Origin of the sequence: Lysobacter sp. TAB13, assembly GCF_052113885.1 — a bacterium.
GTDB classification, from domain to species: Bacteria; Pseudomonadota; Gammaproteobacteria; order Xanthomonadales; family Xanthomonadaceae; genus Lysobacter; species Lysobacter gummosus.
Window position 1 is genome coordinate 87,882 of record NZ_JBFRDR010000021.1, and the last position, 10,073, is coordinate 97,954.

Genomic DNA, 10,073 nt, shown 5'->3' on the forward strand with positions numbered 1-10,073 from the left:
CCACGGAACACTCACGTCCGGAGATGCGATGCAAGCCACGCAACAAAGTTTGTACGACCCCCGCGACGAGCGGGACAGCTGCGGTTTCGGACTGATCGCGCAACTCGACGATCGCCCTAGCCGAGCTTTGGTCGATCGCGCCCTGGAGGCGCTCTCGCGCATGACCCACCGCGGCGGCGTCGCCGCCGACGGCCTCAGCGGCGACGGCTGCGGTCTGCTGATCCGCCATCCCGACGCGTTTTTGCGCCTGATCGCGCGCGAAGCCAATATTCGCCCGGGCCAGCATTTCGCCGCCGGCCTGGTGTTCCTGCCGCACGACGCCACCCAGGCCGGCGTCGCCCGCGACACGCTCAACGAAACCCTGCGCAGCGAAGGCATGCGCGTGACCGGTTGGCGCGTGGTGCCGGTGAACCTGGAGGCCTGCGGCGATCTGGCGCGCAAGACCATGCCGCGCATCGAGCAGATTTTCGTCGATGCCGCCTCGCCGTTCGATCCGGCCGGCTTCCAGCGCTCCTTGTTCCTGGCGCGCCGCCGCGCCGAACAGCGCCTGCACGCGATCAAAGACTTCTATGTGGTCAGCCTGTCCTCGGCCAGCATCGGCTACAAGGGCATGGTGCTGCCGGACCGGCTGATGCAGTTGTATCCGGACCTGCAGCGCGCCGAACTGGCCGCCAGCGCGGTGGTGTTCCACCAGCGCTTCTCCACCAACACCACGCCGCGCTGGCCGCTGGCGCAGCCGTTCCGCCTGCTCGCGCACAACGGCGAGATCAACACCATCGCCGGCAACCGCGCCTGGGCGCAGGCGCGCGCCTATACCTGGCGCACGCCGACTCTGGACCTGCGCGAATTCGATCAGGTCGTCAGCACCGACGGCTCGGATTCGCAGAGCCTGGACAACATGCTGGAAGTGCTGCAGGCCGGCGGCATGGACCTGCTCAAGGCCATGCGCATCCTGATTCCGCCGGCGACCCAGTCGCTGGAATACAAGGACGCCGACCTGGCCGCGTTCTACGAGTACTACGCGCTCAACACCGAGCCGTGGGACGGCCCGGCCGGCATCGTCACCTGCGACGGCCGCTACGCCGCCTGCACGCTCGACCGCAACGGCCTGCGCCCGGCGCGCTGGCTGCGCTCGCGCGACCGCCACTTCCTAATCGCCTCCGAGGCCGGGGTGTGGGAACTGCCGGTGGAAGAGATCGAAGCCAAGGGCAAGCTCGGCCCGGGCGAGATGATCGCCGCCGACCTGTACCAGGGCGAGCTGCTCGATTCGGAAGCCATCGACCGCATCAACCGCGCGCGCGCGCCGTACAAGCGCTGGCTCAAGCAGGGCATGACCTACCTGCACAGCGAGCTGATCGACCCGAACCTGGCCGCCGAGCCGTTCGATCACGAAACCCTGGCCGGTTTCCAGAAGCTGTTCCAGCTGACCCGCGAAGAACGCGAGCAGGTGCTGCGCCCGCTGGCCGAGATCGAACAGGAAGCCACCGGCTCGATGGGCGACGACGTGCCGATGGCGGTGCTGTCGCAACAGGTGCGGCCGCTGTACGACCACTTCCGCCAGGCCTTCGCCCAGGTCACCAATCCGCCGATGGACCCGCTGCGCGAGGATTGCGTGATGTCGCTGGCGACCCAGATCGGGCGCGAGGGCAATGTCTTCGTCGATGGCCCGGGCAACGTCGGCCACATCCATCTGAATTCGCCGGTGCTCGCCCAGCGCAAGCTGCGCCAGCTGCTGTCGATGGCGCCGTACGATCAGTCGCACCACTACATCGACCTGAACTACACCGCCGAAGAAGGCCTCAAGGCCGCGTTGCTGCGGCTGTGCGCGCAGGCCGAGCAGGCCACGCGCGACGGCAACGTGCTGCTGATCGTCACCGACCGGCGTCCGCGTCGCGACGCGCTGATGATGCACGCGCTGCTCGCCACCGGCGCGATCCACCAGCACCTGACCCGGGTCGGCCTGCGCTGCGAGGCCAATCTGATCATCGAGACCGGCACCGCGCGCGACCCGCATCATTTCGCCTGCCTGATCGGCTTCGGCGCGACCGCGGTGTATCCGTACCTGGCCTACCAGACCCTGCACGACCTGGGCGCGCGCGGCATCCTGCGCACCAAGCACGGCGAGGCCGCGCAGATCGGCCGCAGTTACCGCCGCGCGATCAAGAAGGGCCTGCTGAAGATCATCTCGAAGATGGGCATCGCCACCATCGGCAGTTATCGCGGCGCGCAGTTGTTCGAGATCATCGGCCTGGATAAAGAAGTCGTCGATATGTGTTTCACCGGCGCGCCTTCGCGCATCGCCGGCGCCGGCTTCGAGCTGTTGCAGGAAGACAACCAGACCCTGGCCGACATCGGCTGGGACGCTAATCGCCTGCCCGAGATCGGCGGCCTGCTGAAGTACACGCCGGGCGGCGAATACCATCTGTTCAATCCCGACGTGGTCACGCGCCTGCAGCGCGCGGTCGGCAGCGGCGAGTGGAGCGACTGGCAGCACTACGCCGAGGCGGTCAACGAACGCCCGACCGCGGCGCTGCGCGATCTGCTGGAACTCAACGCCGACCCGGCCAAGGCGATCCCGATCGAGGAAGTCGAACCGGTCGCCGACATCGTGCGCCGCTTCGATTCGGCGGCGATGAGCCTGGGCGCGCTGTCGCCCGAAGCGCACGAAGCGCTGGCGATCGCGATGAACCGCCTGGGCGGGCGCTCCAATTCGGGCGAAGGCGGCGAAGACCCGGCGCGTTATCGCAGCGACAAGGTCTCGAAGATCAAGCAGATCGCCTCGGGCCGTTTCGGCGTGACGCCGGAGTATCTGGTCAACGCCGAAGTGCTGCAGATCAAGATCGCCCAGGGTGCCAAGCCCGGCGAAGGCGGCCAGTTGCCCGGGCATAAGGTCAACGAACTGATCGCGCGCCTGCGCTACGCGATGCCCGGCATCGGCCTGATTTCGCCGCCGCCGCATCACGATATTTATTCGATCGAGGATCTGGCGCAGTTGATCCACGATCTGCGTCAGGTCAATCCGCAGGCGTTGATCTCGGTCAAGCTGGTCTCGCATGCGGGCGTGGGCACGATCGCCACAGGCGTCGCGAAAGCCGGCGCCGACCTGGTCACGGTGTCGGGCCACGACGGCGGCACCGGCGCCAGCCCACTGTCGTCGATCCGCTACGCCGGCACGCCGTGGGAACTGGGACTGGCCGAAGCACGCCAGGCCCTGATTGCCAACGACCTGCGCGACCGGGTGATTCTCCAAACCGATGGCGGCCTGAAGAGCGGGCTGGACGTGATCAAGGCCGCGCTGCTGGGCGCGGAGAGCTTCGGCTTCGGCACCGCGCCGATGATCGCGCTGGGCTGCAAGTACCTGCGCATCTGCCACCTCAACAATTGCGCCACCGGCGTTGCCACCCAAGACGCCGGCTTGCGCCGCGATCATTTCACCGGCCTGCCCGAGCGCGTGGAGAATTTCTTCCGCCTGCTGGCCGAGGAAGTGCGGCATTGGCTGGCCTCGCTGGGCGTGCGCACGCTCGGCGAAATCGTCGGCCGCACCGATCTGCTCAAGCAAAGCGAAGGCGACAGCGCGCGCCAGCAGCGCCTGGACCTGTCGCCGCTGCTGGCCGGATCGGGCCTGGCCCACGGCGGCCATTGCGGCATGCCGGCGCCGGCGGCGGAACCCGACGGTCTGTCGGCGCAGCTGGAAGCCGAACTGGCCGAAGTAATCGCGAACAAGTCCGGCGGCGATTTCAGCTACAAGATCCGCAACACCGACCGCAGCATCGGCGCCCGCCTGTCCGGGCGCATCGCCCGCGCCCACGGCGATCGCGGCATGAACGATGCGCCGATCACCCTGCGCTTCAACGGCACCGCGGGGCAGAGCTTCGGCGCGTTCCAGGCTGGCGGCCTGCATTTCGAACTGTCGGGCGAAGCCAACGACTACGTCGGCAAGGGCATGGCGGGCGGCCGCATCGTGCTGCGTCCGCCGGCCGGCGCGCGTTATGTCGCCAACGAGACGCCGATTCTCGGCAACACCTGTCTGTACGGCGCCACCGGCGGCGAGCTGTACGCGGCCGGCCGCGCCGGCGAGCGTTTCGGCGTGCGCAACTCCGGCGCGACCGCGGTGGTGGAAGGCGCCGGCGATCACTGCTGCGAATACATGACCGGCGGCGTGATTGCGGTGCTGGGCCGCACCGGGCTGAACTTCGGCGCCGGGTTTACCGGCGGCATGGCGTATGTGCTCGATACCGAGCGCGATTTCGTCGATCGCTACAACCATGAGCTGATCGACATCCTGCGCATTTCCGCCGACGGCTTCGAGAATCATCGCTCGCATCTTCACGACTTGCTGGAAACGCATGTGGCGTTGACCGGCAGCGTGTGGGCTCGGCGGATTCTGGATGAGATGCGCGATTACCTGGGCAAGTTCTGGCTGGTGAAGCCGAAGGCGGCGAGTCTGGAGTCGCTGGCTGAGACGTTGAGGAGTGCGGCGTGATGGGGGCGGCGCTTACAGCAAGAGCAAAAGCGAATCCCCCCTGCCCCCCTTTTTCAAAGGGGGGAACGGCAAAGGCAAAGGCGGCAGATAGGACGGTAACGATGATGGCTGGCATTTCGCGATTAGTGCATTCGAGCAAGCATCTCCCCGCCCCGACGGTAAAACCGATTGGGTTCCCCCCTTTGAAAAAGGGGGGCCAGGGGGGATTCGCTCTTGCCGTTGCTCTTAACGCCACCACCACCCATCGACAACGCCAACCGGGCCCGCAGCAATGAGCAAGAAGCCAGTCTTCCAATTCCGCGACGCCCCGCGCGAGATGCCCTCGCGCATCCCCCTGCAACTGCGCCTCAACGGCGACTGGGGCGAACTCTACGGCCGCTTCGCCGAGGTCGAAGCCAAGAAACAGGCCGGCCGCTGCCTGGACTGCGGCAACCCGTACTGCGGCTGGGCCTGCCCGCTGCACAACTACATCCCGCAATGGCTGGAACTGGCGCGCGAAGGCCGCCTGCACGAAGCCGCGGCGCTGTGCCACGAAACCAATCCGCTGCCCGAAGTCTGCGGCCGCGTGTGTCCGCAGGACCGCCTGTGCGAAGGCAGCTGCACGCTCAACGACGGCTTCGGCGCGGTCACCATCGGCGCGGTCGAGAAATACATCGTCGATAACGCGCTCGCCGACGGTTGGCGCCCGGACCTGTCCACGGTCAAGGCCAGCGGCCACCGCGTCGCCGTGGTCGGCGCCGGGCCGGCGGGCCTGTCGTGCGCGGACCGGCTGGCGCGCGCCGGCATCCAGGCGGTGGTGTTCGATCGCTACGAAGCCATCGGCGGCCTGCTGCATTTCGGCATTCCGAGCTTCAAGCTCGAAAAATCGGTGATGGTTCAACGCCGCGAGGTGCTCGAAGGCATGGGCGTGCAGTTCCGCCTCGGCGTCGAGATCGGCCGCGACATCAGCCTGGATGCATTGATCGAAGAATTCGACGCGGTGTTCCTGGGCCTGGGCTCGTACCGCTACACCGACGGCGGCCTGCCCGGCCAGGACCTGCGCAACGTGCTGCCGGCGCTGCCGTTCCTGGTGCAGAACGGCCGCGTCGTGCACGGCGACGGCGAGACCCTGCGCTCGGCGCCGATCGCCGGCTGGGAAGATCAGCTGGAACTGCCGGACCTGCGCGGCAAGCGCGTGATCGTGCTCGGCGGCGGCGACACCGGCATGGACTGCGTGCGCAGCGCCGTGCGCATGGGCGCGGCGCAGGTGCGCTGCGTGTACCGCCGCGACGAGGCCAACATGCCCGGCTCGGCGCGCGAAGTCGCCAATGCGCGCGAGGAAGGCGTGGAGTTCCTGTTCAATCGCCAGCCGCTGGAACTGCTCGGCGACGGCACCACCGTCGGCGCGGTGCGCGTGGCCGAAACCCGCCTGGGTCCGCCGGACTCTCGCGGCCGCCAGCGCGCGGAGATCGTCGAAGGCAGCGAATCGGTGCTGGACGCCGACGTGGTCATCATCGCCTTCGGCTTCCAGCCCGACCCGCCGGCGTGGCTGGCGCAGCAGGGTATCGAACTGGCCGACAACGGCCGCATCAAGGTGCTGGCGACCTCCGGCAGCTGCGCGACCAAGCGCAAGACGGCGACGGGTTTGCCGTACCAGACCACGAATCCGAAGGTGTTCGCCGGCGGCGATGCGGTGCGCGGCGCGGACCTGGTGGTGACCGCGGCGTTCGAAGGGCGCGAGGCGGCGGCGGGCATCGTGTCGCTGCTCAGCGAGCGAGCGCCGGTGGCGGTGCGCAGCGATTCGAAGCTGGCGAAGTTCGGCTAGCGCTGTTCCCTTCTCCCGCTTGCGGGAGAAGGTGCCCGAAGAGCCTGCCCCCGCGAAGGCGGGGGCGGATGAGGGCGTGCGCGATCTGAGTTGCGACGCAAGTTGCTACGTCGCGAGCCCTCACCCCAGCCCACCCCGGCTCAAACGCACAGCGTTTGAGCGTTCGTGGGCGCGCGAGCCAATGGCTCGCAAGCAGCGCCCCCTCACCCCGCACGCGGGAGAGGGAGCAGATCACAGAAGCAGAATCAGCGCCCCGGACCCACGTCGATAAACCGCAGGAACTCCGCGCGCGTGCGCGCATCGTCGCGGAACATGCCGAGCATCTTCGAGGTGATCATGCTCACCCCGCGCTTGTGCACGCCGCGGGTGGTCATGCATTCGTGCGCGCCTTCGATCACCACGCCCACGCCCAGCGGCTGCAGCACGTCCTGGATCGATTGCGCGATCTGCGCGGTCATCTTTTCCTGCACCTGGAAACGCCGCGCATAAGTCTCGACCACGCGCGCCAGCTTGCTGATGCCCACGACCTTGCCGTTGGGCAGATAGCCGACATGGGCCTTGCCGATGATCGGCGCCATGTGGTGCTCGCAGTGGCTTTCGAACTCGATGTCGCGCAACACGATCATCTCGTCGTAACCGGCGACTTCCTCGAACGTGCGCGCCAGGTACTCGCGCGGATCGTCGTCGTAGCCGCTGAACCAGTCGCCGTAGGCCTCGACCACGCGCTTGGGCGTGTCCAGCAGACCTTCGCGGGCGGGATCTTCGCCGGCCCAGGCCAGCAGAGTGCGGACCGCGGCTTCGGCTTGATCGCGGCTGGGCTTGTCGGGGGTGTCGGCCATGAGTCGGCCTCGTTCGGTGGGAGGGGAATGCTACCAAAGCCGGGAGTTGGGAATGGGGAACAGGCAATGGAGAACTTTGCCGCAACTGCCAATCGCGCCGCGAAACCGGCACGTGAGAGAGAGAAAACGAGGATGCGCGGCCCCGGCCAAAGCGACGAATCCCGCCATTCCCTATTCCCCCCACCCCATTGCCCGCGTAAAAAAAAGGTCGCCCAAAGCGGGCGACCAGTTGACTCCCCGGGGGAGAGAGACCTAGGGAGCGGGGCCGGTGCGCGGGTTGTCAGCGCTCCGGCCGGTCGAGCGCGTGGGGCAGATTGCGCTCGATGTGGTGCCAACCGTCGCGCACGGCGTCGCGCGCTTCGGTCCAGTGCAGTCGCGATGCGGCCCGGCAATGGGGCCAGTCGCGCGCCAGTTCGTCCTCGACCTCCTCGAAGCGGCGTCCGCCGCAATGCAGAAAGCTGTCGTAGCCGTAGCGATAGGCCGGCTCGTAATCGGGCCATTCGCGACCGGCGCTGTAATACGCGGCGAAACGGAATTCACGGTGAAAGTGTTCTCGGTACTCTCCCGGGTCGATCGCCTGCGCAACGGCGGCGCCGACTTGGGTTTCGTCGTGTTTGCTCATGGCTTGCATCGACTTGCCTTAAAACGCCAAACGCGTCCGTGAGCCCACGCTAGGCCCTGGCGTATGCAATGCAGGTGAAGACGCGGCGTAACGGCGGCGATGTTCAGCTAAAACGCGCATCCCGCTCAGCAGCGTTAGCGCCGCGTGAGGATTTCGCTCCGGCGCGAGGTGCGCGAAGGCGGATACGCGGCATCGAAGCGATGCCCTTGTGCATCGGCCGAATGTTCAGGCCGACGCGCGGACGAGGGCCGACACCGATGCCGCCGGCGCTTACTCGGCCTGCAGCACCACCTCAATATCGCGGCTGCCGCTCTGCGCCACGCTGACCGCATTGCGGCCGGCGGCGGTGGCGTTGCGCAGGGCGAAGCGCGCGCGCTCGAACAACGCCGGCACCTGCTCGCCGCGTTGCGACATGGCCAGGCCGATGCTGACGCTGATGGTGATTTCGTGGCCGTCGATGCGGAACGGACGCTGGGCGAAGGTCTCGCCGATGCGCCGCGCCAGCAGCTCGCATTCGCCGCGCTCGCATTCGCTGACGATGCCGAAGCAATCGCCCTCCATGCGCGCGATGGTGTCGTCCGGGCTCAGCACCCCGCGCATGCGCGACAGGGACTGTTGCAGCAGCGCGTCGCCGACCGCGCGGCCGTAGCGCGCGTTGACCTCGCCGAAACCGTCCAGGTCCACCAGCAGCAGGCCGTAGGTGTTGACGTTGAGGCTGCCCGGCGAGGACCAGGCTTCCAGCATCTGCTCCAGCACCTGGGCGTTGAGCGCGCCGGTGAGCGGATCGCGTTCGACCGACTGCCGCGCCAGCAGCACGATGCGATGGCGGTTGGCGGCGTGCTGGCTCAGCGCCAGCGCCAGCACCGCCGATTCCAGCACCGCGGTCAGGGCCAGGCCGCGTTCGGCCCATTCGGCGTCCTGCAGGCCCAGGATGTTCGCCGCCAGCGCGGCGGCCAGCACCAGCATCGGCGTCCAGCCCAACAGGTAGTAGCCGGCGTAGGGCGCGCCCTTGCGCCAGGCCACCACCGCGATCACCAGCATCAGCGGCACGCCCAGCAGCAACAGCACGTTGCCGCCGATGTACCACCAGCCGTAGACGTGTTCGCGCAGCAGCACCAGGACCAGCAGCCAGAACATGTTCGCCCACTGGATGCTGCGCAGCACCCAGGCGGTGCGCGGCATCAATCGCGGCAGGTCGAGAAAGCGCAGACTGAAGCCGAGCTGGAAGATCGTCGCCAGGGTCGCCAGCGCCCAGGCCACAGCCGGCTCGCTGGCCATGCCGGCCAGCCCCCACATTTCCGAGGCGTCGCCCGATCGCAGCAACAGGTAGGTGGCCATGCACGCCAGATAAGCGCCGTAGCCCAGGTAGACGAAGTCGCGGAACGCCACCCACACGCCGACCATCGCCACCGCCATCAGCATCATCGCGGTGAAGGCGGCGGCCATGAAGCGCGCGTCGCCGCGCTCCTGCCGGGCCAGTTCGGGAATGCTCGCGAACGACAGGCGGATTTCGCTCATCGCCGCGCGGCCCTTGATGCGCACATAGGCCACGGTCGAAGTCGGCCAGCCGTTGGGCAGCGACAGCACCCAGCCGCGCCGCATCAGCGGCACGCCGCCGCGTTCGGCGTCCTGGATCTCGCGCAGATGCGCCGCGCCCGGCGGGTAGTACAGCAGCGGCCCCATCGCGCGCGAGCCGCGCACCACCAGCATCAGGCCGTCGCCGGGCTTGATCGAGCGCTGGCTGGTCAGGCGCAGCCAGTAGCCCTCCGAGCGGCGCGGCAGGCTGAAACGGATGATGTCGTCGGGACGCTCGGCGGTCAGGCTGCGCATCACCGGCGCGCCCACCGGCGGCGTCTGCAGGTCGGTGTCGGTCATCAACACCTCGACCTTCAGCGATTGCGCCGCGGCCGGCGCGCACAGGCAGGCCAACGCGACCATCAGCGCCCACAGGGCCTTGCGCATACCCAGGTCCGCCCCCGCGAGAATGAGCGTTGAAGTCTAGCCGGAGTAGGCGCGGGCGGGATGATCGATCGAGGTGCAATCGGCGTCCCGCCAGCCCCTACGCCCCCACCTACCGGGTTCCCCCCTTTGAAAAAGGGGGGTTAGGGGGGATTTGTTCTTGCTCGCCCCGAACGAAGACGCTTCAAGTTCAGCCGAGGACTGCTTTCGGAGCAAAAGCAAATCCCCCCTACCCCCCTTTTTCAAGGGTCTTAGGAAGCAAAGCTGCCCCATAACGCAGCTATCTTCCTGAAATGCAAAAGAAAAACAGGTATTACCGCCGTTCGAAAATCAGCGAGGCCCGATTTCGGGCGCTCGTGCGCTGTT

The 10,073-nt window shown here is 67.6% G+C and carries 5 protein-coding genes and 1 pseudogene; 3 read left to right on the forward strand and 3 right to left on the reverse strand.

Going from position 1 to position 10,073, the window contains the following annotated elements; genetic code table 11:
- Positions 1 to 28: 28 nt before the first annotated feature.
- Both gltB and AB4Y92_RS20560 read left to right on the forward strand, forming a co-directional pair.
- Complete coding sequence (gene gltB / locus AB4Y92_RS20555) at positions 29 to 4,483, forward strand: glutamate synthase large subunit (protein ID WP_441821356.1); 4,455 nt, start codon at positions 29 to 31, stop codon at positions 4,481 to 4,483.
- A 271-nt stretch (positions 4,484 to 4,754) separates the two neighbouring features.
- Positions 4,755 to 6,287: an FAD-dependent oxidoreductase gene (locus AB4Y92_RS20560; protein WP_441821357.1), complete on the forward strand. Its 1,533-nt coding sequence runs from the start codon at positions 4,755 to 4,757 to the stop codon at positions 6,285 to 6,287.
- Between the two features lie 245 nt (positions 6,288 to 6,532).
- Here the strand turns inward: AB4Y92_RS20560 and folE are convergent, their stop codons facing one another.
- From folE to AB4Y92_RS20575, 3 genes are all read right to left on the reverse strand, one after another.
- Positions 6,533 to 7,126 carry a GTP cyclohydrolase I FolE gene (gene folE / locus AB4Y92_RS20565; protein WP_057945034.1) on the reverse strand — a complete coding sequence of 198 codons (594 nt, stop codon included), beginning with the start codon at positions 7,124 to 7,126 and terminating at the stop codon, positions 6,533 to 6,535.
- Positions 7,127 to 7,406: 280 nt separating this feature from the next.
- Positions 7,407 to 7,748 carry a hypothetical protein gene (locus AB4Y92_RS20570; protein WP_441821358.1) on the reverse strand — a complete coding sequence of 114 codons (342 nt, stop codon included), beginning with the start codon at positions 7,746 to 7,748 and terminating at the stop codon, positions 7,407 to 7,409.
- A 270-nt stretch (positions 7,749 to 8,018) separates the two neighbouring features.
- Positions 8,019 to 9,710: a GGDEF domain-containing protein gene (locus AB4Y92_RS20575; protein ID WP_441821359.1), complete on the reverse strand. Its 1,692-nt coding sequence runs from the start codon at positions 9,708 to 9,710 to the stop codon at positions 8,019 to 8,021.
- A 290-nt stretch (positions 9,711 to 10,000) separates the two neighbouring features.
- Here AB4Y92_RS20575 and AB4Y92_RS20580 point away from each other — a divergent pair.
- Positions 10,001 to 10,073, forward strand: a pseudogene (locus AB4Y92_RS20580) (IS1595 family transposase); the annotation flags it as partial.

Bases quoted from the DNA above. Each gene is read 5' to 3' on its own strand.
- gltB (WP_441821356.1), top strand. From the start codon at position 29: ATGCAAGCCACGCAACAAAGTTTGTACGACCCCCGCGACGAGCGGGAC.
- AB4Y92_RS20560 (WP_441821357.1), top strand. From the start codon at position 4,755: ATGAGCAAGAAGCCAGTCTTCCAATTCCGCGACGCCCCGCGCGAGATG.
- folE (WP_057945034.1), bottom strand. From the start codon at position 7,126: ATGGCCGACACCCCCGACAAGCCCAGCCGCGATCAAGCCGAAGCCGCG.
- AB4Y92_RS20570 (WP_441821358.1), bottom strand. From the start codon at position 7,748: ATGAGCAAACACGACGAAACCCAAGTCGGCGCCGCCGTTGCGCAGGCG.
- AB4Y92_RS20575 (WP_441821359.1), bottom strand. From the start codon at position 9,710: ATGCGCAAGGCCCTGTGGGCGCTGATGGTCGCGTTGGCCTGCCTGTGC.